At 73.4% G+C, this 24,328-nt stretch carries 19 protein-coding genes and 1 pseudogene; 11 read left to right on the plus strand and 9 right to left on the minus strand.

Annotated features, from left to right (window positions below):
• Positions 1-174 precede the first annotated feature (174 nt).
• A complete protein-coding gene (locus tag ACIQE0_RS27495) occupies positions 175-858 on the plus strand; it encodes a nitroreductase (RefSeq protein ID WP_402337217.1) in 684 nt (227 codons plus the stop codon).
• 246 nt (positions 859-1,104) lie between these two features.
• Here ACIQE0_RS27495 and ACIQE0_RS27500 read toward each other — a convergent pair whose 3' ends face one another.
• Together ACIQE0_RS27500 and ACIQE0_RS27505 are read right to left on the minus strand one after the other, a co-directional pair.
• Positions 1,105-1,434: a branched-chain amino acid transporter permease gene (locus ACIQE0_RS27500; protein WP_402337082.1), complete on the minus strand. Its 330-nt coding sequence runs from the start codon at positions 1,432-1,434 to the stop codon at positions 1,105-1,107.
• Positions 1,427-2,071, minus strand: coding sequence for an AzlC family ABC transporter permease (locus ACIQE0_RS27505; protein ID WP_402337220.1), 645 nt, complete (start codon positions 2,069-2,071; stop codon positions 1,427-1,429). The genes ACIQE0_RS27500 and ACIQE0_RS27505 overlap by 8 nt, the downstream gene beginning before the upstream one ends.
• Before the next feature lie 179 nt (positions 2,072-2,250).
• Between ACIQE0_RS27505 and ACIQE0_RS27510 the strand changes: the two genes are divergently transcribed.
• On the plus strand, positions 2,251-2,709 hold the full coding sequence (locus tag ACIQE0_RS27510; protein WP_402337085.1) for an Lrp/AsnC family transcriptional regulator: 459 nt from the start codon (positions 2,251-2,253) through the stop codon (positions 2,707-2,709).
• 136 nt (positions 2,710-2,845) lie between these two features.
• On the opposite strand, the gene murJ is transcribed toward ACIQE0_RS27510, so the two are convergent.
• From murJ to ACIQE0_RS27530, 4 genes and pseudogenes are all read right to left on the minus strand, one after another.
• Positions 2,846-4,651: a murein biosynthesis integral membrane protein MurJ gene (gene murJ / locus ACIQE0_RS27515; protein WP_402337088.1), complete on the minus strand. Its 1,806-nt coding sequence runs from the start codon at positions 4,649-4,651 to the stop codon at positions 2,846-2,848.
• Between the two features lie 432 nt (positions 4,652-5,083).
• Positions 5,084-5,542 (minus strand): annotated as a pseudogene (locus tag ACIQE0_RS27520) (DinB family protein).
• Between the two features lie 142 nt (positions 5,543-5,684).
• Positions 5,685-5,876, minus strand: a complete 192-nt coding sequence (locus ACIQE0_RS27525; RefSeq protein ID WP_366330580.1) for a hypothetical protein — start codon at positions 5,874-5,876, stop codon at positions 5,685-5,687.
• A gap of 100 nt (positions 5,877-5,976) precedes the next feature.
• Positions 5,977-8,391 carry a SpoIIE family protein phosphatase gene (locus ACIQE0_RS27530; RefSeq protein WP_402337092.1) on the minus strand — a complete coding sequence of 805 codons (2,415 nt, stop codon included), beginning with the start codon at positions 8,389-8,391 and terminating at the stop codon, positions 5,977-5,979.
• Between the two features lie 225 nt (positions 8,392-8,616).
• Here ACIQE0_RS27530 and ACIQE0_RS27535 point away from each other — a divergent pair, with 225 nt between their 5' ends.
• Positions 8,617-9,408, plus strand: coding sequence for a VOC family protein (locus ACIQE0_RS27535; protein WP_402337095.1), 792 nt, complete (start codon positions 8,617-8,619; stop codon positions 9,406-9,408).
• A gap of 129 nt (positions 9,409-9,537) precedes the next feature.
• Here ACIQE0_RS27535 and ACIQE0_RS27540 read toward each other — a convergent pair whose 3' ends face one another.
• Positions 9,538-10,578, minus strand: a complete 1,041-nt coding sequence (locus ACIQE0_RS27540) for a PHP domain-containing protein (RefSeq protein WP_402337097.1) — start codon at positions 10,576-10,578, stop codon at positions 9,538-9,540.
• 674 nt (positions 10,579-11,252) lie between these two features.
• Between ACIQE0_RS27540 and ACIQE0_RS27545 the strand changes: the two genes are divergently transcribed.
• From ACIQE0_RS27545 to ACIQE0_RS27580, 8 genes are all read left to right on the plus strand, one after another.
• Positions 11,253-11,468 (plus strand): type A2 lantipeptide, encoded by a 216-nt coding sequence (locus tag ACIQE0_RS27545; RefSeq protein ID WP_402337100.1) that lies wholly within the window; start codon positions 11,253-11,255, stop codon positions 11,466-11,468.
• A gap of 314 nt (positions 11,469-11,782) precedes the next feature.
• Positions 11,783-12,589, plus strand: a complete 807-nt coding sequence (locus tag ACIQE0_RS27550; RefSeq protein WP_402337103.1) for an HlyD family efflux transporter periplasmic adaptor subunit — start codon at positions 11,783-11,785, stop codon at positions 12,587-12,589.
• Entirely contained in the window at positions 12,586-14,865 is a 2,280-nt protein-coding gene (locus ACIQE0_RS27555; protein WP_402337106.1) for an NHLP family bacteriocin export ABC transporter peptidase/permease/ATPase subunit, read from the plus strand. Before ACIQE0_RS27550 ends, ACIQE0_RS27555 begins: the two co-directional genes overlap by 4 nt.
• Positions 14,866-14,875: 10 nt before the next feature.
• Complete coding sequence (locus tag ACIQE0_RS27560) at positions 14,876-17,746, plus strand: NHLP bacteriocin export ABC transporter permease/ATPase subunit (protein ID WP_402337223.1); 2,871 nt, start codon at positions 14,876-14,878, stop codon at positions 17,744-17,746.
• A 100-nt stretch (positions 17,747-17,846) separates the two neighbouring features.
• Positions 17,847-18,308 (plus strand): cyclic nucleotide-binding domain-containing protein, encoded by a 462-nt coding sequence (locus ACIQE0_RS27565; protein WP_366330573.1) that lies wholly within the window; start codon positions 17,847-17,849, stop codon positions 18,306-18,308.
• Positions 18,309-18,474: 166 nt separating this feature from the next.
• Positions 18,475-19,554 (plus strand): ABC transporter substrate-binding protein, encoded by a 1,080-nt coding sequence (locus tag ACIQE0_RS27570; protein WP_402337110.1) that lies wholly within the window; start codon positions 18,475-18,477, stop codon positions 19,552-19,554.
• A gap of 77 nt (positions 19,555-19,631) precedes the next feature.
• Positions 19,632-20,678, plus strand: a complete 1,047-nt coding sequence (locus ACIQE0_RS27575; protein ID WP_366330571.1) for an iron ABC transporter permease — start codon at positions 19,632-19,634, stop codon at positions 20,676-20,678.
• Positions 20,675-21,451, plus strand: a complete 777-nt coding sequence (locus ACIQE0_RS27580; RefSeq protein WP_402337113.1) for an ABC transporter ATP-binding protein — start codon at positions 20,675-20,677, stop codon at positions 21,449-21,451. Before ACIQE0_RS27575 ends, ACIQE0_RS27580 begins: the two co-directional genes overlap by 4 nt.
• Before the next feature lie 150 nt (positions 21,452-21,601).
• On the opposite strand, the gene ACIQE0_RS27585 is transcribed toward ACIQE0_RS27580, so the two are convergent.
• Complete coding sequence (locus ACIQE0_RS27585) at positions 21,602-22,741, minus strand: L-tyrosine/L-tryptophan isonitrile synthase family protein (protein ID WP_402337115.1); 1,140 nt, start codon at positions 22,739-22,741, stop codon at positions 21,602-21,604.
• Entirely contained in the window at positions 22,735-24,240 is a 1,506-nt protein-coding gene (locus ACIQE0_RS27590) for a cytochrome P450 (RefSeq protein ID WP_402337118.1), read from the minus strand. The genes ACIQE0_RS27585 and ACIQE0_RS27590 overlap by 7 nt, the downstream gene beginning before the upstream one ends.
• Positions 24,241-24,328 lie beyond the last annotated feature (88 nt).

Here is a 24,328-nt window from a genome sequence, read left to right on the forward strand (position 1 = left end):
GGGCCGGTCCCGGCCCGTCGCTCGGGTCTCGCCGCCGGAGGGGGCGGCGCCGCCCGGCACATGCGCCCCGCGGGCGAAACCGTTTCCCTCCGTCTCCTCGCCCGTCATACGGTGAGCACCGCGGCGCCTCACGCGTCACATGGTGAAGTGAGGCTCTATGGAGGGGAGTTGGACGTGGACGTCTACGAGGCGGTGCGGAGTCGGCGAGCGGTGCGCGGCTTCACCGGCGAGCCCGTGCCGCGGCAGGTGCTGACGCGGGTGCTGACGGCGGCGGGCCGGTCGCCCTCCGGCGCCAACCTCCAGCCCTGGCACAGCTATGTGGTGACGGGGGCGCCGCTGGCCGAGCTGAAGAAGCGCACCGCCGAGCGCGTCGCCGCGGGCGATCCCGGCGATGAGCGGGAGTACGAGATGTACCCCGCCGAGCTGAGGTCGCCGTACCGGGAGCGCCGGTTCGCGGCAGCCGAGCAGCGGTACGCGGCGTTCGGCATCGCACGGGAGGACGCCGAGGCGCGCCGGCGGGCCGTGGCCAGGAACTGGGAGTGCTTCGGTGCCCCCGCCGCGCTGTTCTGCTACCTCGACCGCGCCATGGGCCCGACCCAGTGGGCCGACCTCGGCATGTACCTCCAGACCGTGATGCTGCTGCTCCGCGCCGAGGGGCTGCACAGCTGCCCGCAGGTGGCCTGGTCGATGTACCGCAGGACGGTCGCCGAGATCGTCTCGCCTGCGGACGGGCTGGTCCTGTTCTGCGGGCTGTCGATCGGTTTCGAGGACCTCGGTGCGGCGTCGGTCCGCACCGACCGGGCTCCGCTCGCGGAGACGGTCACCTTCGTCGGTGACGAGGGCGGCCGAGGTGTATGATCATTGACGAACTCCGGTCCTGCGGGCGGGAGTCGCGCGTCTGTGGTCCAAGGAAAGACGTCCACCAACCGGTGGGAAATGCAGGTGCAAGGCCTGCCGGGCGCTCTTGAGAAGGTCCCTTCCTCGTACGGTGACGGGGGAGGGGCCTTCTTTCCGTATGGGGCCACGGGCTGTCGGGGGCCGCCCGGTTCGGGCCGTCGGCGGTGGGGCGCCGGCGGCCCGAACCGGTGGGCGGTGCGGGCGACTTCAGGGCGCGAAGACCGTACTGGCCAGGATCACGTGGACGGCGGTGCCGGCGAGGATGCTCAGCAGGGCGTTGCGGCGCCACAGGTGCAGGCCGATGGTGACGGCCAGGGCCACCAGCGGGGCGAGTGCGCGCGGTTGGGCCAGCGGCAGGTCGCGCAGGCAGTAGACGACCAGGATCAGCATGACGCCGGCCGGCATGCGGCTGCTGAGGTACTGGACGGTCCTGCTCGCGCGCAGCGGGGCGAGGGCGGCGAAGGGCAGGGCGCGCAGGCCCCAGGTGATCGCGGCGGAGACGGCGACCGCGGCGATCAGATAGCGGGTGTCAGGCATGGGCGGGCTTCCTGCCGGCGAGGGCGTGCCGGACCAGGAGCCCGGCGGTGAACAGGGCGAAGGCGACCGGGAGCAGCTGGCCGGGGAAGGTGACGCGGGCGACCAGGGCGCTGAGGAGCGCGAGGCCGGGTGTGGCCAGGTCGCCGCGCCGGTCGCGCAGGGCGTCGAGGGCCAGCACCGTGAACAGCGCGGTCAGGGAGAAGTCCAGGCCGCGCACCTCGTCGGGGATGAGGGAGCCCAGCAGGGCTCCGGCCGTGGCGCCGCCCGCCCAGTACAGGTGGAGGAGGAACTGGAGCCAGAGGATGCGGGCGCCGGGCCAGGAGCGGGCCTGTTCGCCGGTGGTCAGGGCGTAGGTCTCGTCGGTGAGGGCGAAGGTGCTGTACGTCTTGGCGAGCCGGCCCTCTACGCGGTGCAGGGGGAAGGACAGCGTGTAGAAGACGTGCCGGATGTTGACCAGGAAGGCGGTCAGGGCGACCGTCGCCAGCGGGGCGACGGTGGTGACCAGGCCGATGAGCAGGAACTCGAACGATCCGGCGTAGATGAAGGTGGTGAAGGCCGCGGCCCACCACCAGGCGAGGCCGGAGTGGGTGACGAGGACGCCGAAGGCGAGGCCGAGCGGGACGAGCGCCAGGCCCACGGAGGTGGAGTCCCGGGCGGCGGCCCGGAAGGGGGAGGGTGTCCGGACCGGGGAGGTGGGGACGGGGGGAGGGGCGGTCCGGAGGGGACCGTCGACGGTGGCCGGGGGTATTGCCATGTCGCAATTTTAGGTCGAATTCGATCTTATTTGGTTGCTGATCGTGCCCCTATGATCGCCCTATGGGTAATGGAATCGACCTGGATGCCATCGATCGCGAAATTTTGTTTCTGCTGCGGCAGGACGGGCGGCTGACCAACGTCGAGCTGGCCAAGCGGGTCGGTCTGACTCCGCCGCCCTGCCTGCGGCGGGTCAAGCGCCTGGAGGACGCCGGGGTCATCGCCGGCTACCGGGCCGTGATCGACCCCGCGACGGTCGGCCGCGGCCTGGAGGTCCTGGTGGACGTCGAGGTGTATGCGACCGACCGCAAGACGGTCGAGGAGTTCGAGGACACGGTGGCGTCCTATGAGGAAGTCGTCGAACTGCGGCGCTTCTTCGGTCGCCCGGACTACTTCCTGCGCGTCGCGGTCGCCGATCACGCCGCCTACGAGGCGTTCCTCACCCGCAAGCTCACGGGCCTGCGCGGCGTCCTGCGGGTGGAATCCCATCTGACGATGAAGAAGATCAAGGCCGACGCCTGAGCGCACCGCCGGACGGGCGGTGCGGCCGTGGCGAAGTCGGCCTGAGGGGGCGGCGGTTGGGGCCCGCGCGAGGGCGCGGCGTGCGGCCGGTCCGGGGCCCGGGCCCGGGCCCGGAAGCGGCCCGGACCCGGGGAGTTCAGCGGCCCAGGCGGCCGCGGACCATCCCGAGCATGGCGTCGAGTTCGGGGATCCGGAAGAGGCGGGCGAGGAGGAGGAAGACGCCGAACAGGACGACGGTGCCGGCGAGCAGCGCGGCCAGGGACGGCAGGGCGCCGCTGCCCAGCATGCGGAGCAGCGCGGTGGCCAGCACGCCGGCGGCGAGCGCGGCCGGTGCGGCGGCGGCGCCCAGCCTGAGGTAGGTGCGCAGGATGCGGCGGCCGTCGAGATCGCCGCCCAGGCGCTTGCGCAGCCGGCGCCAGGCGACGGCGATGCCGACGGCGAAGCCCAGCCCGTAGGAGGCGGCCATGCCGGTGACCGCCCACTGCGCGGGGAGGAGGGCGAAACACACCCCGGAGGCGGCGGCGTTGACGAAGGCGACGACGACGGTGTTGTAGAAGGGCGTGCGGGTGTCCTCGTAGGCGTAGAAGCCGCGCAGGACGACGTACTGCGCGGAGAAGGGGATCAGGCCCAGGCCGAAGGCCATCAGCGCATGGCCGATGCCCCGTGCGCCCTCGGCGCCGGAGCCGGCGTAGAGCAGGCCGGCCATCGGCACGCCCAGGGCCAGGAAGGCGAAGGCGCAGGGCACGATGGCGACCGCGGAGGTCCGCAGGCCGTAGGAGAGGTCGTCGCGGACGGCGGCGTTGTCGTTCTCGTGGGCCGCGCGGGCGATGCGGGGCAGCACGGCGGTCATCACCGAGACGGTGATGATGGCCTGCGGCATCTGCCATATCTGGAGGGCGAAGTTGTAGGCGGTGATGCCGGCGCCGGTGTGGCCGGACCGTTCGGCGGCGGCGCCCGCCTTGGTGGCGAGCTGGGTGACGACGGTCAGGCCGGCCTGGTTGGCGAGCACGAACAGCAGCGTCCACTTGGCGAGTTTGGCGGCCTTGCCCAGGCCGTGTCCGCGGAAGTCGAAGCGCGGGCGGAGCCGGACGCCGGCGTCGCGCAGGTACGGCAGCATCGCCAGTGCCTGGACGGTCAGGCCGAGAAAGGTGCCCAGGCCGAGCAGCCGGATCCCTTCGGGGGTGATGGTCCTCGCGCTGACGCCGGAGTCGGTGAAGCCGCCGAAGGCCCAGATGAAGGCGGCGAAGGTGGCGATGGTGACGACGTTGTTGAGGACGGGGGTCCACATCATCGCGCCGAACCGGCTGCGGGCGTTGAGGATCTGCCCCAGCACGACATGGACGCCCATGAAGAACATGACCGGCAGGCAGTACCGGGCGAAGGTGACGGTCAGGGCCATGCGTGCGGGATCGTCGGCGATGTCCGGCGACATCATGCGCACCAGCAGCGGAGCGGCCAGGACGCAGACCGTGGTGGCGCCGGCCAGGAGCACGGCGACCAGGGTGAGCAGCCGGTTGGCGTACGCCTCGCCGCCGTCCTCGTCGTTCTTCATGGCGCGCACCAACTGGGGCACGAACACGGCGTTCAGCGCTCCGCCGCTGACCAGCATGAAGATCATCGTGGGCAGGGTGTTGGCGACCTGGTAGGAGTCGTTGAGCGTGCCGACGCCGATCGCGGCCGCCATGACGAGGGTGCGCAGAAACCCCGTGATCCGGGACACCATGGTGCCGGCCGCCATCAGGGCGCTGGATCTGCCCACCCGGGAGGCGCTGCCCTTCGGTTCCGGTTCGGTCTCCGCGGGGGGCGGGGAGGGGTGCTGCTCGCCGCCGGGCGGTACGGGCGCGGGGGCGAGCGGGGTGGGCAGGCGCAGCGGCAGGGTGTCGTCCGGCAGCGGGCCGCCCACTCCGCCCCGTCCGTCGGGCCGTTCGGTTGGCGCAGCCATGCCTGTTCCTCCTCGTCACCACAGGCCCCGGCGGCCTGCCACATGTCGACATGACACGATCGCACCCCGTTCGGGCCGGCCCGTCACGGGACGCCGTACAGGGGGACTTTCCGTCATGATCGGCTGGAAGTCTGCCGTGCGGGCCCGGACGAGGGCCAGTTGGGGCGGTCCCGGTCCGCGGCGTCGGGAGGGTCCCGCGTTCCTGTATGATCAATGACGAACTCCGGTCCTGCGGGCGGGAGTCGCGCGTCTGTGGTCCAAGGAAAGACGTCCACCAACCGGTGGGAAATGCAGGTGCAAGGCCTGCCGGGCGCTCCGGACGAGGTCCCCTTCCCGAGTGGGAAGGGGACCTCTTGTCGTTGGCGGCCGCTGCTCCGACGGGTGACAAGTCCCGTGCGGACAGCGGCCGTTGGACAGGCGGGCGGGGTGCCCTCAGGCGCCGACGGAGCCGTCGACGCCCTCGCGGAGCAGGTCGGCGTGGTCGTTGTGGCGGGCGTACTCGTGGATCATGTGCAGCATGATCAGGCGGAGCGAGACGTCCTCGTCCCAACGCGGCTGGTAGACGGTGACGTCGAGGGAAGCGGCCGCCTACTCGATGCGCCGGGAGTGCGCCACCTCCGCTTGCCAGGCGTCGAAGGCCGAGGCGCCGCTTGCGGTGGAGACGTCGAACGCGGCCTGGAAGTCGAGGGTTTCGGACCAGACCAGGGGAACGTCCTCGCCGGCGAGCGTCCGGCGGAACCAGGTGCGTTCCACCTCGGCCATGTGCCGGACCAGGCCGAGCAGGGAGAGCGTCGACGGTGGCGTGGCGCGCTGCCGCAACTGCGCGTCGGTCAGGCCCTGGACCTTCATGGCGAGGGTGGCGCGGTGGAAGTCGAGAGAGGAGCGCAGCATCTCCCGCTCACCGGCACGCCGGGGCGGATCTATCCGGTCGATCGTCACGCGCGCAGAGGGTAGCGGGTGGGGCCGCGCACCGTACGTCGCGGCCCGGGAGCCGCCGCACCCGGGCCGGACTGGTGTGTGCCGGAGGCCGCCGCTAGGGCAGGTAGCGTTCGAGGGCGGCCCGCCCCTTCTCCTCGATCAGGCGCTGGGCCCATTCCAGGCTCTGCGGGGTGGGCTCCCGCCCGGACGCTCGGACCAGGTCCTCCGCGTCGAAGGGCCGCTCGCTACCGGTGTACAGCTCCTCCGGCCGCCGCGCGGCCGGGCTCTTACTGCCATTGGTCGTCACAGGTCCTCCTCTGTCCGCGCCCGCCGAGTGCCGGGACCTCGCTGGTTCCATCATGGGACCGGCCCCGTAGACCCGCACGGCGTACGCGGGGCCGCCCGTTTCAGCTCACCGGCCGCGGCGCCCCCGGATAGTGCGGCGGAAACGCCTGCTCCGCCCAGATCGTCTTGCCGTACGGCGTGTAGCGCGTCCCCCAGCGCTGCACCAGCTGCGCGACGATGAACAGTCCCCGCCCGCCCTCGTCCTCGTAGGTGCTGTGCCGCAGGTGCGGGGAGGTGTGGGCGGTGTCGGAGACCTCCGTGACCAGTGCCAGATCCCGCAGCAGCCGCAGGTGCACCGGTCCCGAGGCGTGCCGCACGGCGTTGGTGACCAGCTCGCTGACCACCAGCTCGGTCGCGTAGGACAGCTCCGCCAGGCCCCACTCGGCGAGCTGCCGGGTGGCCAGCTCGCGGGCGGTGGCCACCGCGGCCGGCTCGGCGGGCAGCTCCCAGGCGGCCACCTGCCGGGCGTCCAGCTCCCGGGTCCGCACCAGCAGCAGCGCCGCGTCGTCGGGTGCCGCGCCCTGCGGCAGCAGGGCGTCCAGCGCCCGGTCGCACAGCTCCTCCAGTGGCCGCCGGTGCTCCCGCAGGACCTCGCCCAGGGTCGCCAGCCCGGCCTCGACGTCCCGGTCGCGATCCTGGACCAGCCCGTCGGTGAACAGGGCCAGCAGGCTGCCCGCGGGCAGCTCGGTCTCCCAGGACTCGAACGGCAGGCCGCCCAGCCCCAGGGGCGGGCCGGCCGGCAGGTCGGGGAAGGTCACCTCGCCCGCGAGGTCCACGATCGCCGGCGGCGGATGCCCGGCCCGGGCCATCGTGCAGTGCCGCGACACCGGGTCGTACACCGCGTACAGGCAGGTCACCCCGGCGGTCATATCGTCCGGGCCGGGCGCGGCGACGGCGCCGGCCGCGCGCTCCTCGGGGGTCTGCCCCACCAGGTCGTCCAGCCGGCTCAGCAGTTCGTCGGGCGCCAGGTCCAGTCGCGCCAGCGCCCGTACCGTCGTCCGGAGCCGCCCCATGGTGGCCGCGGCCTGGAGGCCGTGCCCGACGACGTCCCCGACCACCAGCCCGACCCGGGTGCCGGACAGTCCGATCACGTCGAACCAGTCGCCGCCCACTCCGGCCCGGTCGTCGCTGGGCAGATACCGGTGGGCCGTCTCCACCGCGGACTGCGGGGGCAGGTGCTGGGGGAGCAGGTTGCGCTGGAGGGTCAGGGCCGCGGCGTGCTCGCGGGTGAACCGGCGGGCGTTGTCCATCGAGACGGCGGCCCGGGCGACCAGCTCGGCGGCCAGGTCGATCTCGCCGCCGTCGAAGACCCCCGGGGCGTCCCCGCGGTCGAAGGTGACCAGCCCCATCAGGGCGCCGCCGGCCCGCAGCGGTTTCACCATCGTCCGGTCCACGCGGATCATCCCGCCCGAGGACAGGCTCCGGTACTGGGGCGTGCCCCGCTCGTAGGAGATCGGGTACGGCGGGTGCGGCGGCCGGTCCGGCGGGTCGTACCACGAGCGTGCGGCGACCCGGACGAGGTCGGGCAGCCCGCTCCCGCCCGGCTCGGCGTCGGCGCCCGCCAGCACCGACCGGAGCAGGTCGACGGTGACCGAGGCCGCGAAGTCCGGTACCGCGACCTCGGTGACCTCGCGGGCGGTGCCGACCATGTCCAGGGAGGTGCCGATCCGCCGGCCGGCCTCCACCAGGAGGTTCAACCGGCGCTGCGCCCGGTAGCGGTCGGTGATGTCGAAGGAGTCCTCGCAGACCCCCAGCACCCGCCCGTCCGGGGCCTGCAGCCGGTAGTACGAGCAGGACCAGACGTGCTCGATGCCCGGGTCGGTGGGCCGTTCGCCGACGAAGTGCAGATCGAGGAACGGCTCACCGGTCGCCAGCACCTGGCGCATCACCGTGTCCAGGCCCGTGGGGTACCCCTCCGTCACGAACATGCCCGGATAGAGCTCGTCCGCCCGCTTGCCGATCAACTGCCGCAGCGGCAGCCCGATCTCCCGCCCGTAGGCGGTGTTGAACCACGTCAGGCGGAGCGTGCTGTCGTAGAGGGCCAGGCCCACCGGCGACTGCGTGGCCAGCCCGTGCAGCATCGCCTGCCGCGACTCCCACGCCTGCAGATCGCCCAGCGCGGTCGCCACGAGCACCTGGGCGGGCGCGGTTTCGGCACCCGGCGGGGCGTCGGCCAGCGGGCACCTCGTGACGGCCACCGGCAGCCGGTGCCCGTCGGCGTGCAGGGCGGTCCGCGTCTCGATGGCGGCCGGCTCCCCGGCCGTCCGCGGGCCGTCCGCCGCGGGCCGGTCCGCGTCCGGGAGGAACGTGTCGACCGGCCGGCCGACGATGTCCTCCGGTGGGTACCCGAGCAGTTTCCGGGCCGCCGGGCTCCAACCGATCACCAGCCCCCGGGCATCGAGCACCGCCGTGGCCGCCCTGGTGACGTCGAGGGGACCACGGAAGTCGGCGTTCGTCGCCGTCGTCCATGCGTTCATGGCATCAACCCAGCCCGGTTCCGTACCTCCAGCATCGAGCCCGGTCAGCACCGGCACAACCGGCCCCGCGCCCGGAGCAGGGCGGGAGCTCCCCTTGGTGCGGTGACGGGCGGTCGCTGGCACAGTGGGAGAGGGCGCCGAGGACCCGGCCGCGATCCCTGCCGACCCGGGCGGGCTGATCCCCGTTCACCTGTCGGACCGGCCCGAGCACAGGAGGCAGATGCCATGCCGTCCGCACGCCCGACCGCGCCGGTGCGCGGTGCGCCCTGCTGGGTGAGCCTGATGACCCGCGATCTGCGGGCCGCGGAGAACTTCTACGGAGCCGTGCTCGGCTGGCGGTTCCGACCGGCCAATCTCGGCGAGGAGTTCGCGGTCGCGCTGCACGACGGGGAGCCGGTCGCCGGGCTCGGCGCGCTGGCGCAGAGTTTCCAGGTGGCGGTGGCCTGGACGGCGTACTTCGCGGTGGAGGACGCCGACGACACCGCCGGCCGGATCCGCGAGCGCGGGGCCACGGTCGCCGTCGGTCCGCTCAAGCTCGGCCCCGGCCGGGCCGCGCTCGCCGGGGACCAGGACGGTGCCACCTTCGGCTTCTGGGAGGGGCAGACGCTGGCCTGGTCGGTCGGTACGGGCCACGCGCCGGCGATCGTGGAACTGCGGACCAGGGACGCGTTCGCCGCCGCCATCTTCTACGCCCAGGTCTTCGACTGGGAGTCGGAGCGGCCCGGTGGGTGCCGGGTGACGTACGAGCACGACCAGGTGATCGTGCACGACGGGTCGCATGTGGTGGCGGCGCTGCGCGGCGGTGCGGTGGAGTCCGCTCCGGACCCGCGGGTGCGGCCGCAGTGGCATGTGCACTTCCGGGTGGACGACGTGGAGCGGGCGATCGAGGCGGCGGTGGCGGCCGGCGGGACCATCACCCCGGTGACCGCGACCTGGGACGGGAAGGGCAGCCAGGCGATGGTGCGGGACCTGGAGGGCGGGCTGTTCACGGTGACGGCACCGGGGCCGCCGGTCTGATCCTGACGTCGGTCGGCTGAGCCTGACGTCGGGTCGGGGCGCGGGGCCGCTTTCGCGGAACTGAACGGTCCCTGGGGTGAGTTGGCGTGCTGTCTGCTGTCTGCTGTCTGCTGTCTGCTGTCGGTGCGGTCAGGCGTCGGCCCGGCGCGGGGTGCGGCCGGTCCGTGTCCAGGTGGTGAGTTGGCGGGCGGTCCAGGTGGTGATGACCCGGCCGGCCGGGATGCCGCACTCCTCGGCGCGGGCGCAGCCGTAGATCTGCCAGTCGAGTTGGCCGGGTGCGTGGGCGTCGCTGTCGACGGCGAAGAGGGCGCCGGCGTCGTGTGCCTGGCGCAGCAGGCGGCGCGGTGGGTCCAGGCGGTCCGGGCGGCAGTTGATCTCGACCGCGGTGCGGTGTGCGGCGCAGGCCGCGAAGACCTCCGCGGCGTCGAAGGCCGATTCCGGGCGGAGCCTTCCGGTGAGCTGCCGGCCGGTGCAGTGGCCGAGGACGTCGACCAGTGGGTTGCGTACGGCGGCCAGCATCCGCCGGGTCATCGGGGCCTTGTCCATCCGGAGTGCGGAGTGGACCGAGGCGACCACGAGGTCGAGCCGGTCCAGCAACTCCGGTTCCTGGTCGAGGGAGCCGTCGGCCAGGATGTCGCATTCGATGCCGGTCAGCAGGCGGAACGGTGCCAGTTCCGCGTTGACCTCCGCGACCATGTCCAGTTGTCTCCGCAGGCGTTCGGCGGTCAGGCCGCGGGCCACGGTGAGCCGGGGGGAGTGGTCGGTCAGCGCGCACCAGTCGTGGCCGAGGTCGCGGGCGGTCCTGGCCATCGTCTCGACGGGGCTGCCGCCGTCGGACCAGTCCGAATGCAGATGGCAGTCCCCGCGCAGCGCCCGTCGCAGTGCCCGGCCCCCTCCGTCCTCGACCAGGGGGCCGCCGGCCTCGTCCTCCAGCCGCGCGAGGTAGGCGGGGTGGTGTCCGGCCAGGGCCTCCTCGATGACCCGGGTGGTCTTGGGGCCCAGTCCTTCGAGGCGGCCCAACGTCCCGTGTGCGGCGCGCTCGTGCAGGTCGTCCGCGGGCAGTCGGTCGATCACCGAGGCCGCGGTGCGGAACGCCCGGACGCGGTAGGTCACCGCCCCCTGCCGTTCCAGCAGGAACGCGATCCGGTCCAGCGCCGCCACGGGATCCATCTCCCCACCGTGCACCGGGCGGGGGCCGGCTGCCACCGCGGTGGGGGCGTCGCGTGGGCCCTACCGCAGTTATGCGAATATGTCCGTTCTCCGGGTGGCCGATCGGTTTCCATCGGAATGACGGGTCGATAGTGGTGATGATTCCGGTCATTGCCGTCAGGGAAGTCGCAGGCCGTCATGTTCGGGAAAAGTCGTGGCGCATCGGGGTCGGGTCGGGGAAACATGCGGTGGTGTGTTCGGTGTCGTGGCGTGCCGGCCGGGCGTGAAGTCGGTCGGCCTTCAGGAAATCTGCACACCGAATGCGCAGCCGGTCCACGGTCCGGGGTTTTGTGGGGTGCCGCGGGCGAGGTGGGCGGCGCCGGGGTTCCGTATTGCCCTTTTTCTGGGTGTGCCGCAACGACGGTGCGGCGAAAAGGAAACCGAGAGAGTTGTGAAGATGCCTGGCCCATGTCATGGATGCGCGTACACCTCCGGTAATTCCATGGAGTGATCGCGTCCGGATCACCGCTGATCCGATTAGCAGGGAAAGCCGCCCGCGTGCTTTGATCCATCGCACCGCGGCGCTCGCCGGGGTTTCCCGATATCGGGCCCCGGACTACCGTGGCCGCGTCCGGGGCGGCCGTCGAACGGCCCGTCCGCGGTTTTTTCTTGATATTGCTCCGAAAGGAAAACCCATGAACAACGCCCAGATTCAGACCCAGGAAATCTCCGACGCCGACCTGGACAACGTCTCCGGTGGCCTCGTCGGCGAGGTCGTGAACGCCGTCACCGCCGCCGCCGGTTCCGTCTCCCCGGCCGCGGGCGCCCTCCAGACCGCCACCGGCACGGTCCACCAGGCCACCGGCCTCGACGCCACGGGTGTCGCGGGCAACCTGACCAACGGCCTCTGACCGGCGCCGACACCGTGCCGCCAGGCGGCACCGTCGGCATCGATCGAGGGCAGCGGCAGTCGGCGCCCCCTCCCTGTCGATCTGCCGTGCCGAGTGCCCCGGACATCCCGGTTCCGGCCGGGCCCCGGGGCACCCGGCTGTCCGCCACCAGGTCCGCACGGCAGGCTCCCGTCAGCCCGCACCGGACACCGCCCGTCCCGCCCTTCGGCAGCCGACGGGAGCGTGATGACGGGACCCCGGATTCGCCCCTCCCGCGCACCGGCGGAGTGCTACCGTCCCCCCTTACCAGCCACCGCAGTTGAGGGAAGAGCGTCGTGCAGTTCCGCCAACAGGCCCTTTCCAAGCTGCAATCGCCCGAGGAACTCGACCTTCCGGTGCGCTTCGCCCGCCCCCAGGGCTGGTTGGTGCTTGCCGTCACCGTCCTCGTCATGATCGCCGCGACGGTCTGGGCGGTCACCGGTACGGTCTCCGCCACCCTCAGCGCCCCCGGCATCCTCACCCACGGCCACGGCAGTTACGTCCTCCAGAGCCCGGTCGCCGGTCAGGTGACCGCGGTCCTCGCCGAGGAGGGCGGGCAGGTCGCCCCCGGTGCCCCGCTGGTCCGCATACGCACCGAGCGCGGCACCACCACCGTCGTCCGCGCGCTCGCCGCCGGCCGGCTGACCGGGCTGGTCGCCAGCATCGGCGCGGTCGTCACCACCGGCGCCGACCTCGCCTCCGTGGAGAGGACCACCGGCCCGCGCGAGCCACTGACGGCCACCTTGTACGTCCCGGCCGAGAGCGCCGCCACGCTCTCGGCCGGGACTCCCGTCGACCTCGCCGTCGCCTCCGCCCCCACCCAGCGGTACGGCGTGCTGCGCGGTCGCATCGCCGCCGTCGGCCGCACCGCCCAACCCCGCCAGCGGATCGCCGCGTTCCTCGGCAGCGCCCAGCTCGGCGAGCAGTTCTCCCGCGCCGGCCAGCCGGTCGCGGTGCGGGTCACGCTCGACCCCGCGCACACCGCCTCCGGCTACGCCTGGTCCACCACCGGGGGCCCGCCGTTCGCCCTGGACTCGATGACCCAGGCCACCGCCGCCGTCCATCTGGCCGCGCAGCACCCGATCGATTGGCTGCTCTCGTGACCGCCCCCGACGCCTCCGCGGCGCCCCCGCAGCACCTCCCGCCGGCCGGGCGCGGACGCCACCGCCCCGAGGGCGCACCGCCCGCGCGCCGCCGCCGGGCGCCGGCCCCCGCCGCCAAGCCGAAGAAGCCGGTCCGCACCCCCACCGTCCTCCAGATGGAGGCCGTCGAATGCGGCGCCGCCTCCCTGGCGATGGTGCTCGCCCACCACGGCCGGCATGTGCCGCTGGAGGAACTGCGGATCGCCTGCGGCGTCTCCCGTGACGGCTCGCGTGCCAGCAACCTCCTCAAGGCCGCCCGCAGTTACGGCCTGACGGCCAAGGGCATGCAGATGGAACCGGCCGCGCTCGCCGAGGTCCAGGCGCCGGCCATCCTCTTCTGGGAGTTCAACCACTACGTCGTCTACGACGGCATGGGCCGCCGGTTCGGCCGCCGCGGCGTCCACCTCAACGACCCCGACAAGGGGCGCCGGTTCGTGCCCGTGGAGGACTTCGACACCAGCTTCACCGGCGTCGCGCTGGTCTTCGAGCCGGGCGAGGCGTTCCGCAAGGGCGGGCGGCGGCCCAGCGTCCTGCGCGCGCTGCCGGACCGGCTGCGCGGCACCACCGGCACCCTGCTGGCCGCGCTGCTCGCCAGTCTGCTGCTGGTCGGGGTCGGCGCCGCGGTGCCGGCGCTCAGCCGCACGTACATCGACATGTTCCTGATAGGCAATCAAACCTCGCTGCTGGGGCCGCTGTTCGCGGCGATGGCCGCGATGGTGGTGCTCGGCGCCGTCCTCACCGGTCTCCAGCAGGCCAATCTGCTGCACGGCCGGATCATCTCCTCCACCCTCAGCAGCGCCCGCTTCCTGCGCCATCTGCTGCGGCTGCCGGTCACCTTCTTCGCCCAGCGCTCGCCCGCCGACCTCGTCCAGCGCCTGCAGTCCAACGACGCGGTCGCCGAGACCCTCGCCCGCGATCTGGCCGCGGCCGCCGTCGACGGCGTGGTGGTCGTCCTCTACGCGGTCCTGCTGTGGACCTACGACCCCCAACTCACCGTCATCGGCGTGCTGATCGCCCTGCTCAACGTCGTCGCGATGCGGATCGTGATCCGACTGCGCGCCACCGGCACCCAGAAGCTGCGCGCCGACACCGCCCGCCTCACCAACACCTCCTACACCGGCCTGACGCTCATCGAGACCATGAAGGCCACCGGCGGCGAGAACGGCTACTTCCGCCGCTGGGCCGGGCAGCACGCCACCACCCTGGAGGAGCAGCAGCGGCTCGGCGTCCCCAGTGCCTGGCTGGCGGTCGTCGCCCCCACCCTCGCCACCCTCAACAGCGCGCTGATCCTGTGGATCGGCGGCCTGCGCGCCGTCGAAGGACACCTCTCCATCGGCCTGTTGGTCGCCTTCCAGGCCCTGGTGACCCGCTTCACCGCCCCGATCACCCGGCTCAACGGCGTCGCCGGCCGGATCCAGGACTTCGCCGCCGACGTCGCCCGCCTCAAGGACGTCGAGAGCTTCCCCGCCGACACCCACTCCGTCCGCCCGGACGCGACCGCCGGCACCCGCCGCCTCAAGGGCCATGTCGCCCTCGACGAGATCACCTTCGGCTACAGCCCGCTCGACGCACCGCTGCTGACCGGCTTCTCGCTGTCCGTCGGCCCCGGTCAGCAGGTCGCCCTGGTCGGCGGCTCGGGCAGCGGCAAGTCCACCGTCTCCCGGCTGATCTCGGGCCTCTACGCCCCGTGGGAGGGCACCATCCGGATCGACGGGCAGCGCCTTTCGGACATCCCGCGCAGCGTGCTGGCCGCCTCGGTCTCCTTCGTCGACCAGGACGTCTTCCTCTTCGAGGGCACCGTCCGGGACAACGTCGCCCTGTGGGACCCCTCCATCCCGGACGACGCGGTGATCGCCGCCCTCCAGGACGCCGCCCTCTACGACGACGTCATCGCCTGCCGCCCCGACGGCATCCACAGCCGCGTCGAGCAGGACGGCCGCAACTTCTCCGGCGGCCAGCGGCAGCGCCTGGAGATCGCCCGGGCGCTGGTCCGGCGCCCCAGCATCCTCGTCCTGGACGAGGTCACCAGCGCCCTGGACGCCGGAACCGAGGCGGTCATCATGGACAATCTGCGGCGCCGCGGCTGCGCCTGCGTCATCATCGCCCACCGGCTGAGCACCGTCCGCGACAGCGACGAGATCGTGGTGCTCGACCACGGCGCGGTCGTCGAACGCGGCCGGCACCAGGAGTTGACAGCCGCCGGGGGCGCCTACGCCCAGCTGGTCAAGGAGCACTGACGTGTCCTCCATGCACCCGTCCCCCGACGCGGGATCCGCGGCGTCGCCGCCCGCGGACCCGGACGCAGCCCCGGGCGCCGCCGACGCCGTCACGCACGCCCTGGGCGGCCTGGGCACCCCCGTCGACGGTGCCGGACTGCGCAACGTCCCCCTCGAAGGCCCGCACGTCCTGTGGCTGGTCACCGACGGCACCCTCGACCTGTTCGCGGTCGACGCCGCCCAGGAGGGCCACTGGCACTTCCTCGGCCGCCTCGAAGCCGGCACCCTGCTGCTCGGCCCCGTCCAGGGCCCCCAGCACACCCTCGTCGGCCGCCCCTCGCCGCACTGCGGCCTGCGCCGGATCGCGCTGCGCGAACTGCCCCGCCCGGACCAGGGCGGACCCGGCTCGTACGGGTACGACGACGCCTACGGCACGCCGGCCGCCACGCCCCTGGAGCACGCCTTCGCGCTCGGCACCGCCCGCGGGCTGGGCGTGCTGTGCGAGGCGCCGCTGGACGGTCGGCCCGCCGAGGAGGCGGTGGCCGACGACGACGTCCTGTGGATGCCGGTGCCGCCCGGCAGCGTCCAGTACGGCGCCTCCTACAGTGCCGAGGCCGCCGCCGACCTGCTTCTCGACGGGGCGCTGTGGCAGCGGATGGTCAATCAGCAGTACCGGCTGCTGTCCGCCGTCGACGGCTGGATCGAGCAGGCCGAACGCGCCCACGAGGCCCGCGCGGCGGCCGGTATCAAGGCCGGCGAGACCGTCCGTGAGCGCGCCGACCAGGCGCTGCTGGCCGCCATCGGCGGGGACCGCGCCGCCCGCGCGGGGCGGGACCGGGCCGGGGACGATCTGACCTTCGCGGCCTGCCGGCAGGTCGCCGCGGCCGCCGGGATCACCCTCACCGAACCGCCCAAGGGCGCCGCGGCCGGCGACCGGGTCAGCCCGGTGGAGCGGATCGCCCTCGCCTCCCGGATCCGCACCCGCGCCGTCCGCCTCGACGGGCGCTGGTGGCGCACCGACGCAGGTCCCCTGGTCGGCCACCGCGCCGCGTCCGGCGCGCCGGTGGCGCTGCTGTGGCGGCGCGGTGGCTACGAGGCGGTCAACCCGGCCTCCGGGACGCGGGTCCGGGTCGGCAAGGACAACGCCGGCGAGTTCGAGCCGCAGGCGGTGATGTTCTACCGGCCGCTGCCCGAACGCCGGCTCACGCTGTGGCGGCTGATGCGCTTCAGCCTCCGCGGCACCCGCACGGACCTGCGCAACCTGGCCCTGGCCGGACTGGTCACGGTCGCCCTCGGCGCCCTCGTCCCGATCGCCACCGGCCAGGTCCTCGGTGTCTACGTACCGGCCGCCCAGCGCAATCCGATCGTCCAGGTCGCGCTGGCCGTCATCGTCGCAAGCGTCGTCGCGGCCGCCTTCACCCTGTTGCAGAACCTCACCGTGCTGCGCGTCGAGGGCCGGATCGAGGCGACCCTCCAGCCCGCCGTCTGGGACCGGCTGTTGCGGCTGCCCACCCGGTTCTTCGCCACCCGCTCCACGGGCGAACTGGCCAGCGCCGCCATGGGGATCAGTGCCGTCCGCCGGGTCCTGGCGGGCGTCGGACCGGTCGCCGTCCAGGCCACCACGGTCGGCGCGGTCAACCTCGTGCTGCTGCTCCTCTACAGCGTCCCGCTGGCGCTCGCCGCGCTCGCCGGGCTGCTCGTCATCGGCGCGGTCTTCCTCGTCCTGGGACTGTGGGAGCTGCGCTGGCAGCGCCGTCTGATCGTCCTGGGCAACAAGCTCAACAACCAGGCGTTCCAGACCCTGCGCGGTCTGCCCAAGCTGCGGGTCGCGGCGGCGGAGTCCTTCGCCTACGCGGCCTGGGCGCGGGAGTTCGCCCGCTCCCGGGAACTCCAGCAGAAGGCCGGCCGGATCAAGAACCTCACCACCGTCCTCAACGCCGTCTATCTCCCGCTCTGCTCCCTGGCGCTGTTCATGCTGCTCGCCGGCCCGGCCCGCGGCACCCTGTCCGCCGGCTCCTTCCTGACCTTCAACACCGCGGTGACCATGCTGCTCACCTCGGTCACCCAGATCTCCGGCGCGGTCGTCCAGGCCGCCGCGGCGCTCCCGATGTTCGAGCAGATCAAACCGGTGCTGGACGAGGCGCCCGAGGTCCGCGGGGGCAGCTCCCCGCCCGGGGCGCTCTCCGGCGCCGTCGAGACCCGCCGGCTCTCCTTCCGCTACCGCGAGGACGGCCCGCTGGTCCTCGACGACGTCTCCCTCCAGGTGCGGCCCGGCGAGTTCGTGGCGATCGTGGGCCCGAGCGGCTGCGGCAAGTCGACGCTGCTGCGGCTGCTCATCGGCTTCGACCGGCCGACCTCCGGCAGCGTCCTGTACGACGGCCAGGACCTCGCCGCGCTCGACCAGGCCGCCGTCCGCCGCCAGTGCGGGGTGGTCCTCCAGAACGCCCAGCCGCTGACCGGCTCGATCCTCGACTGCATCAGCGGGGCCGAGTCGTTCACCCAGGAAGAGGTCTGGGAGGCCGCCGAACGGGCCGGACTGGCCGAGGACATCCGGCGGATGCCGATGGGCCTGCACACCATGATTGCCGGCGGGGGTGCTGTCTCCGGCGGCCAGCGGCAGCGGCTGATGATCGCCCAGGCGCTGGTCCGCCGTCCCCGCATCCTCTTCTTCGACGAGGCCACCAGCGCCCTCGACAACGAGACCCAGCGGATCGTCATCGACAGCACCCGCGCGCTGAACGCCAGCCGCGTGGTCATCGCGCACCGCCTCTCCACGGTGCTGGACGCCGACCGGGTCCTGGTCATGGCCGACGGCCGGATCGTCGAGCAGGGCACCCCGGCCGAGCTCCTCGCCGACACCGGCGGCCGGCTGCACGACCTGGTACGCCGTCAGATGGCCTGACGGCGGCCCCGCCGCCCGCCGTCGGACCGGCCATTCCCGGATTCCCCCTCCGATGCCGCATATCGTGCCAAACGTCGTAGCGCGGTAGATGGAGGATGAGATGCCCACGGTGCAGCACCTGTTCGACGCGATGCCTGCCGACCGGCGCCACATGCTGTCCGAGATCGCCCGGGAGGTGTCGCTGCCCCGCGGCACCCGCGTCTTCGAGGAGGGGCACCGGGCCGATCGGTTCTGGATCATCCGTTCCGGCCGGATCACGCTCGACCAGCACGTCCCCGGCCGCCGCGCGGCCGTCGTCGAAACCCTCGGCCGGGACGAACTCCTCGGCTGGTCCTGGCTGTTCCCGCCCTACCTCTGGCATCTCGGCGCGGAGACCGTCGGCCCCGTCGAGGCCCTCCAGTTCGACGCGCCCGCGGTCCGCACCCTCTGCGAGGACGACGCCGTCCTGGGCCGCGCCGTCTACCACTACGTCGCCGAGACCGTCGCCGAACGCCTCCAGCGCACCCGCACCCGGCTCCTGGCGCTCTACGGGCCCGAGGGGAGCGAGGAGAAGGACCTCTGAGCGGGGGCGGGGCGGCCTGTGGAGCGTCCTGGTCCGCTTCTTGTGAAGTTCGGTGCCGCCGGCGGGAACCGGAGGCGGTGCGTCCCCGACTACCTGTGCCGGGTCACGAGGGTGGCCCGCGGCCGGCGGACCGGCCGCAGTGTCACAGTGGTAGGGGAGAAGGCCCATGCGCCCAGGAAAGTGGTGCGGACTCGCGGCGGTCGTCGCGCTGACCGCCACGGCGTGCGGTTCAGGCAGCGGGGACAGCGGTGCGGCAGCGGACGGCGGCCCTCCGGGCCACGGCGGCTTTCCCGTACGGGTCGCCGACTGCAAGGGCGTCGAGACCACGTTCACCGCCCCGCCCCGGAAGATCGTCACCAGCAACGCCGCCGCCCTGGAGATGCTGCTGCGGCTCGGCGCCGGCGACCGGGTCGTGGGCACCGGATTCCCGCCCGGCAAGGGGACGCTGCCGGGCGACCTCGGCGCCCGGGCCGCCAAGGTGCCGGTCCTGGGCACGGCCGTCATCCCGAAGGAGAAGCTGCTGGGCTCCGGCGCCGACCTCTACATCGACACCTTCGCCGCGATGGGCGGCATGGGGGGCATGGGCGGTGCGGGGGACGCCCCGACGGACGAGGAGTTCAAGGCGGCGGGCATCCGCCATGTCTATCTGGCCTCCACCGCCTGCGCCCCGATGGCGAAGGCGCCGCAGCGCGACCTGTCCGGCGTCGAGGGCGACCTGACCCGGCTCGGCGCCGTCACCGGCACCGCGCAGCGGGCCCGGGAACTCGTCGCCGGAATGCGCGCCAAGGTCGCGGCCGTCCACAAAGCCGTCGCGGACGTCCCCGACGCGCAGCGCCCCCGCTACTTCTTCTTCGACTTCGACGCCGGCACCAAGCAGCCGATGGCCGTCTGCCGCAAGCAGGTCGCCAACGCCGTCATCACCCAGGCCGGCGCCCGCAACGTCTTCGGCGACTGCGACGGCGACTTCAAGCCGGTCTCCTGGGAGGACGTGGTCGCCAAGAACCCCGACTGGATCCAGCTGGGCGTCCGCGACCGCGGCGACGCGGCGGCCAACGCGGCGGCGTTCGACCAGGCCGCCCGGTTCCTTGAGTCCTTCCCCGCCACCAAGGGCCTGGCGGCCGTCCGCGACGGCAGGTTCCTGCGGATCGGCTCGGAGCCCACCACCATCGCCGGCACCCGCAACGCCGACACCGTCGAGCAGATCGCGCACGCCCTGTACCCGGCACGGTTCAAGGCGGCCCGGTAGTGGGCCCGGCAGCGGGGAAGCAGGCACCCGTCCCCGTGGGGGGACGGGTGCCCGTTCCGGCAGGGGAGCGGGAACCCGTGCCGGAGGGGAGGCGGGCGCACTCCCCGCGCTCCGGGCCGCTCGCCGTCGTCCTGGCCCTGGCGCTGGTCGCGGCCCTGACCGCGGCGGTGTCCCTGGGCGCCACGGACCTGGCGCCCGGACACGTCTGGTCCGTGGTCCTGCGCCGGCTCGGCGGGGCCCCGCCGCGGCCCGGCACGGACGAACTGATCGTGTGGCAACTCCGCGTCCCCCGGGCCCTGTTGGCCGCCGTCGTCGGCGCCGGCCTCGGGCTGGTCGGCACCGCGACCCAGGCCCTGGTGCGCAATCCGCTCGCGGACCCGTACCTACTCGGTATCTCCAACGGCGCCTCGCTCGGCGCGGTCGCCGCGATCGTGCTGGGTGCCGGCGCCGGCGGGGCGCTGGGGCTCGGGCTGTCGGCGGCCGCGTTCGCCGGCGCGCTCGCCGCCTTCGCGCTGGTGTGGGCGATGGCGCGTCGCGGCGGCGGCTTCTCGCCGCTGCGGCTGGTGCTGGCGGGCGTGGGCATCGGGCAGTTCCTGTCCGGCTTCACCAGCTACCTCGTCCTCCAGGCCGGCGACGAACAGCAGACCCGCGGGGTGCTGTTCTGGCTGATGGGCAGCCTCAGCGGAGCCACGTGGGGCGCGCTGTGGCTGCCGGTGCTCGCGGTCGCGGCCGGACTGCTGGTGCTCCAGGCCCGCGCCCGCGCGATGAACGCCCTGCTGATGGGCGACGAGACGGCGGCCGGGCTCGGCGTGGACGTCACCCGGCTGCGCCGCGAACTGTTCGTGGTGACCAGCCTGTTGACCGGCGTCCTGGTCGCGGTCTCCGGCGCCATCGCCTTCGTCGGCCTGATGGTGCCGCATCTGTGCCGGCTGGTCGTCGGCGGCGACCACCGCCGGCTGCTGCCGCTGGCGGCCCTCACCGGGGCGCTGCTGCTGGTCGTCGTCGACGTGGTCTGCCGAACGGCCCTGGACGGCCAGGAACTTCCGGTCGGCGTGGTCACCGCCATGATCGGCGCGCCGGCCCTGCTGTTCGTCCTGGACCGGCGGCTGGGGGCGGAACGATGAGGATCGACATCGAGGAACTGCGGGTCAGCTACTCCGGGCGGGACGTGGTCGCCGGGGTCCATCTCGTGGCGGCCGCAGGGGAGATCGTCGGGCTGGTCGGCCCCAACGGCAGCGGCAAGTCCACCGTGCTGCGGACCGTCTACCGCCACCTGCGCCCCACCGCCGGCCGGGTCCTGCTCGACGGCACCGACCTCGCCGCCCTGTCCCCCGGGCAGACCGCCCGCCATGTCGCGGCACTGCCGCAGGAGCGCGCCACCGACTTCGAGTTGACCGTGCGCGAGGTGGTGGCAATGGGGCGAACGCCCTACAAACGGGCCTTCGCGGGCGAGGACGACGCCGACCGGACGGCGGTGGCCGGTGCGCTCACCGCCGTCGGCATGTCCGGTGCGGGCGCCCGGCGGTTCGCCGCGCTCTCGGGCGGCGAGCGGCAACGCGTCCTGCTGGCCCGGGCGTTCGCCCAGGACCCCGACGTGCTGGTGCTGGACGAGCCCACCAACCACCTCGACGTCCGCCACCAGGTCGAGCTGCTGGCCCTCCTGCGGGACCGGGCCCGGACCACCCTGATCTCGCTGCACGACCTGAACGCCGCGGCGTCCCTCTGCGACCGGCTGCACGTCCTGCACGACGGCCGGCTGGTGGCCTCCGGCCCGCCCCGGGCCGTGCTGACGCCGGAGCTGCTGGCGGAGGTCTTCGGTGTGCGTGCCGCGGTGACCGAACACCCGCTGACGGGCGATCCGTTGATCGCCTTCGATCACCGGGAGCCGCACGTGTGAGGGGGCGCGCTTCGGGGGCCGGGCCGGTAGCCCAGGCTTGGGCGCGGCCACGGGCCCGGCGGCACCGGGACGCCGGCTCGGCGGTGCCGGTGCCAGGAGCCGTCCGGGCGGTCCTGCCCGAGCGGACGGGACCCAGGGGCCCGGCGTCGCTCAATCCGCCGCCGGACCCGCGGCCGTCGCCGCGAAGTGGCTCGGCCGCCCCTGCCGCAGGACCAGGCGGCCCCGCCGCTCGGCGTCCGCCCGCCGCAGCAACTCCCGGCGCCCGTCGGGATGTTCCAGTACGCACGCGTGCCAGGGCGTCATCCACGCGTCCGGCGCGTCCAGCAGCCGGATCCCGAACTTGGCCGACCCCCGCGGCTGCGGATGGATCGACAGCCGCACCGCCCCCGGGTGGTACCCGGTGATCAGCTCCCCCCAGGCCCGGCTCCGCCGGATCACCTCGTACGCGCGGGCCCGGCACTCCCGCTGCAACGCCGAACGGGTGCCGGGGTAGGTGGACAGGTCGGTGTCCTCGAAGAGGAACCGGGTGATCCCCAGGTAGAGCCGCCGGGCGGTCTCGTCGGCCCGCGTCTCGGCCCGCAGCGCCTCCAGCGACGGCGCGTGCTCCGCCTCCACCCGGGCCCGTTTGGCGTCGTACGGCAGGTCCCCGTACGCCGCGCGGAGGTCGAAGGCGCTGAGCCGAGATGCCAGCCCCTCGTCCCGGAGCAGCGCCCGCAGCGCGTCCCCGTAGGCGTCGACGGTGGCGTCCGGCACCCGGATGAGGTCGCTGAAGACATGCCCGTCCGAGCAGATCACCATCCGGGCGCCGGGCGGGTACACGGCCGCGACGCGGGCGCACAGCCGGTCCAGGAAGCGCAGCGCCAGCCGCTCGCCCTCGTCGGGCAGCGGGCCGAGCACCTTCGCGGGGTGGGGCGACTTGCAGGGGAAGCCCGGCAGGGTGAACGGGACCGGCCGGCCCGCCGCCACCCACGGGGCCAACTGGCGCAGCTGGGCGGGGAAGGCGTCCGGGGTGTCCCCGTGGGTGTCGTCCAGGGTGCGCCGGTAGGGGAGGAGGACGCGGAGGATCGCCTCGCAGGTGGCGCGGGTGTCGGGGGTGGGGATGGGGATGGGGATGGGGTGATCGGTGGGGTCGGTGCAGGGGGTCCTGATGGTCTCGGGGGTTCTGCTGGTCCTGCTGGTGGTCTCGGTGTCGGCCGTGATGTCGGCCGTGATACCGGCCTTCATCTCGACATCGAACTCGACTTCGAACTCGGCCTCGCTCTCGGCCTCGATGGTGTCCGGGGTCAGCATGCTGCACCCGGGGTGCCGGTGGTGCGGGCCGCCGTCATCGGGCAGCCGGGGGCCGCGGGTTGTGGGGCGGCGCCTATTGGTGCGCTGCTTCGCCCGTGGGCGCCCGCCCCCTCCGGTGTGTGCGATGCGTGCGATGCGTGCGATTCATGCGATGCGTGCGATTCGTGCGAGGCGTGCGGTGCGTAGGTCACCGGGAGGTGGTTCACCCCGCGGGCCAGTACGGCCGGGATCCACGACAGTTCCTCCTCCGGGACGGCCGGCCGGAGGTCGGGCAGCCGGCGGAGCAGGGTGCCCAGCGCGATCTGCAACTCGGCGCGGGCCAGTGCGGCCCCCGGGCAGAAGTGGATGCCGTGGCCGAAGGCGAGGTGGGGGTTGGGCGAGCGGTCGAAGTCGAGGGCGTCGGCGTCGGCGAAGCGCCGGGGATCGCGGTTGGCCGCGCACAGCGAGACGATCACCGAGTCACCGGCCGGGATGCGGGTCCCGTGCAGCTCGCTGTCCTCGGCGAAGAACCGCCAGGTCGTCAGCTCGAACGCGGCGTCGTGCCGCAGCAGTTCCTCGACGGCACGGGGCAGCAGCTCGGGGCGGGCGGCCAGCGCGGCGAGGTGCGCGGGGTGGCGCAGCAGGGTGACCAGGGCCGTGGTGATCTGGTTGGTGACCGGCTCCTGGCCGGCGACCAGCAACTGGAAGATCATCGAGTCCAGTTCCTCCTGGGTCAGTTCGCCCGCGTCACGACCGGCCACCAGACGGGACAGCAGGTCCGCCCCCGATGCGCGCCGCTTGTGCACGACCAGATCGGCGATGTACTGCTGGAGCCCGCGCAGCCGTGCCTCGTACGCCGGACGGGCCGGGTCCGCGGGCCCGACGGGCTGCACCACCTTCCCCCAGTCGCGGTCGAAGCGGACCGCGAACTCCTCCGGCAGACCGATCACTTCGGCCAGCACCCGGAACGGGAAGTGCGCGGCGAACTCCGCGACCAGGTCGGCCCGACCGGCGTCGGCGAACCGGTCCACCAGCGCGTCCGCCCTCTCCTGGAAGCGCGGACGGAGCGCCTCGACCCGCTGCGGCGCGAACGCGTCGGTGATCATCCGGCGCATCGCGGTGTGCCGCGGCGGATCCTGGTGCAGCAGATGCACCTGGAGCTGGGAGTGCTGCGGCTCCGGCATGATCGAGGCGCGCGCCCGCCAGGCCGCGTTGCCGCGCGAGTGGTGCTTGCCCAGCCGCGGGTCGGTCAGCGCCTGTTGCGCCGCGTCGTACCCGGTGACGAGCCAGGCGCACACCCCACTGGGGAAGCGGACGCGGTGTACGGGCCCGCGGTCCCGCAACGCGGCGTAGAGGGGGTAGGGGTCGCGTTTGTAGTCGGTGCCGTAGAGCTCCACTGGCTCCGTCGGGATCGCGTCGGCTGGATTGCCGGTGTTGGTGGTGCTGTTGTCGCTGTTGGTGCTCGGCGGGGCGAGGGGGCTTGGGGAGTCGGCGGCGCTCGGGGGCTCGATGGGGTTCATCAGGGGCTCCTCAGGGCTTCTTGGGACTGCTCAGGGCTTCTATGGCTTCGGTGGGCCTCGCAGGGGGCTCTGCGAGGTGGTGGGACGG

The organism is Streptomyces sp. NPDC093097 (assembly GCF_044754325.1).
In the GTDB taxonomy this organism is placed as follows: domain Bacteria; phylum Actinomycetota; class Actinomycetes; order Streptomycetales; family Streptomycetaceae; genus Streptomyces.

Excerpts from the sequence above, each read along its gene's own strand:
- ACIQE0_RS27560 (WP_402337223.1), top strand. The coding sequence starts at position 14,876 with ATGCACCCGTCCCCCGACGCGGGATCCGCGGCGTCGCCGCCCGCGGAC.
- ACIQE0_RS27510 (WP_402337085.1), top strand. The coding sequence starts at position 2,251 with ATGGGTAATGGAATCGACCTGGATGCCATCGATCGCGAAATTTTGTTT.
- murJ (WP_402337088.1), bottom strand. The coding sequence starts at position 4,651 with ATGGCTGCGCCAACCGAACGGCCCGACGGACGGGGCGGAGTGGGCGGC.
- ACIQE0_RS27545 (WP_402337100.1), top strand. The coding sequence starts at position 11,253 with ATGAACAACGCCCAGATTCAGACCCAGGAAATCTCCGACGCCGACCTG.
- ACIQE0_RS27500 (WP_402337082.1), bottom strand. The coding sequence starts at position 1,434 with ATGCCTGACACCCGCTATCTGATCGCCGCGGTCGCCGTCTCCGCCGCG.
- ACIQE0_RS27590 (WP_402337118.1), bottom strand. The coding sequence starts at position 24,240 with ATGAACCCCATCGAGCCCCCGAGCGCCGCCGACTCCCCAAGCCCCCTC.
- ACIQE0_RS27565 (WP_366330573.1), top strand. The coding sequence starts at position 17,847 with ATGCCCACGGTGCAGCACCTGTTCGACGCGATGCCTGCCGACCGGCGC.
- ACIQE0_RS27570 (WP_402337110.1), top strand. The coding sequence starts at position 18,475 with ATGCGCCCAGGAAAGTGGTGCGGACTCGCGGCGGTCGTCGCGCTGACC.
- ACIQE0_RS27540 (WP_402337097.1), bottom strand. The coding sequence starts at position 10,578 with ATGGATCCCGTGGCGGCGCTGGACCGGATCGCGTTCCTGCTGGAACGG.
- ACIQE0_RS27530 (WP_402337092.1), bottom strand. The coding sequence starts at position 8,391 with ATGAACGCATGGACGACGGCGACGAACGCCGACTTCCGTGGTCCCCTC.
- ACIQE0_RS27580 (WP_402337113.1), top strand. The coding sequence starts at position 20,675 with ATGAGGATCGACATCGAGGAACTGCGGGTCAGCTACTCCGGGCGGGAC.
- ACIQE0_RS27585 (WP_402337115.1), bottom strand. The coding sequence starts at position 22,741 with ATGCTGACCCCGGACACCATCGAGGCCGAGAGCGAGGCCGAGTTCGAA.
- ACIQE0_RS27535 (WP_402337095.1), top strand. The coding sequence starts at position 8,617 with ATGCCGTCCGCACGCCCGACCGCGCCGGTGCGCGGTGCGCCCTGCTGG.